At 66.2% G+C, this 1,936-nt stretch carries 1 protein-coding gene; it reads left to right on the top strand.

The window, feature by feature from the left end; genetic code table 11:
- Positions 1 to 629 precede the first annotated feature (629 nt).
- A complete protein-coding gene (gene ltrA, locus AC5W54_RS22425) occupies positions 630 to 1,853 on the top strand; it encodes a group II intron reverse transcriptase/maturase (RefSeq protein ID WP_495964312.1) in 1,224 nt (407 codons plus the stop codon).
- Positions 1,854 to 1,936: the final 83 nt, after the last annotated feature.

Here is a 1,936-nt window from a genome sequence, read left to right as displayed (position 1 = left end):
GCTCCCAGTGCGCCCGTGAAGGCGTGCACACAGTGCGGTGAGAGTCCGCACCGGGGTAAGCCATGACCCCGTAGCCGAAGGTAACTGCGTCGCCGCGAGGCGGGGTGGGGAGCAACCGGAGGCGAACTGGCGGTCCGTAGGATGACGAACTCGATTCGGCCGGGTCAGGTGGCGAGCTCGCTGGGAGGTAGCGAAGCCTGAAATTCACCCGTCGCGCTGGGATGGCGGATAAAGCGACGACGGGGCCTGCCAGGTGGTTGGAGGCGGAACGTCAGGAAGGGTGCACGAGATAAGCGGGGAGACCTGACCCCGAGGTGACGGCGGTCAGGAGTCAGAGCCATCATAGTACCGGCGTGCGGGTCACGCCTTGGCCATGGCTCACCCCGGCGAAAGCCGGGGTCTGTAGATGCGAGAGCGCTGACTCTGCCTACCGCCAAGGTGCCGCACAGGAGGCACAGAGAACAGAACCTGTGCCGAGGGAAGGAAGGCAGGAAGATGGATGCGAGAGACGACCAGAGATGAGTGAGCGCCACGGCAAAGCACTGACAGTGCCCCCGAGCGGGGCTAAGCAAGGTGCGTCACACCCGGCCAACTGGCCCTGGGTGGACCGCTCGATCTGGACGGATCGCATGTTGGCGGCGCTGGCTAACGGCGTCAAAGGTCGCAAATGGTTCAGCCTGATCGACAAGGTACACCGTCCGTCGACCCTCGCTGGCGCCTGGGTGCGGGTCGCCCGCAACCGGGGCGCGGCCGGGGTGGACGGGCAGAGCCTGTCGCGTTTCGCTGCCCAGTCGGATCGCTATCTCGCGGAGCTCGCGACGGACCTGGCCGAGGGGCGCTACCGCCCGCAGGCGGTCCGACGGGTCGAGATCCCCAAGGGAGACGGCAAGACGCGCCCACTGGGGATTCCGACCGTCAAGGACCGCATCGTCCAGACGGCGGTGAAGCAGGTCATCGAACCGATCTTCGAGCGGGAGTTCCTGCCGATGAGCTACGGCTTCCGACCGGGGAAAGGCTGCCGGGATGCACTGCGGGACGTCGATGAGGCCCTCAAGGACGGCCAGACCTGGGTGGTCGACGCCGACCTGCAGGGGTACTTCGACAGCATCCCGCATGACCGTCTGATGGCGCGGGTCGAGGAACGGATCAGTGACGGACGTCTTCTGTCGTTGCTCCGCGCCTGGCTGACGCAGGACATCGTCAGCGAGATGGCCCGCTGGACGCCCACGGCCGGATCGCCCCAAGGGGCGATCGTCAGTCCCCTGCTGGCGAATCTCTACCTGCACCCGCTGGACGTGGAAATGACCCGGCACGGCTATCGCATGGTGCGATACGCCGATGACTTCGTCATCCTCTGTCACAGCGAACGGCAGGCACGAGACGCGCTCGAACGGATCCGCCGCTGGGTCGATGCCAACGGCCTGACCCTGCACCCGGACAAGACCCATGTCGGGGACTGCCGGCAGAAGGGCCAGGGCTTCGACTTCCTGGGCTACCGCTTCGAGGCGGGCAGGCGCTGGGTGCGCAGGAAGAGCCTCAAGGCCTTCAAGGACAAGGTGAGGGGCAAGACCCGCCGGACGGAAGGCAAGAGCCTGCGGCAGATCATTGCCTCACTGAACCCGGTCCTGCGAGGCTGGTTCGGCTATTTCAAGCACGCCTATCGGACGACGTTCAGGTCACTGGACAGCTTCATCAGGCGCCGCCTGCGGGCCATCCTGCGCAAGCAGGAGAAGCGGCCCGGCCGCGGCGGGACCCGGGATGACCATCGGCGCTGGCCGAACAAGACCTTCGCCAACGCCGGGCTTTTCACCATGACCGAAGCCTGGCGGAAGGCGAGCCAATCACGATGCTGAAACCATCGACTGGAGAGCCGTGTGCGGGAGAACCGCACGCACGGTTCGGAGGGCGGGGAGGCTAAGCCTTCCCGACCCCTATC

The organism is Halomonas sp. LMYGS-3 (genome assembly GCF_059509875.1).
The sequence above is the reverse complement of the archived record's forward strand: the minus strand, read 5'-3'. Positions and strand labels throughout refer to the sequence as shown.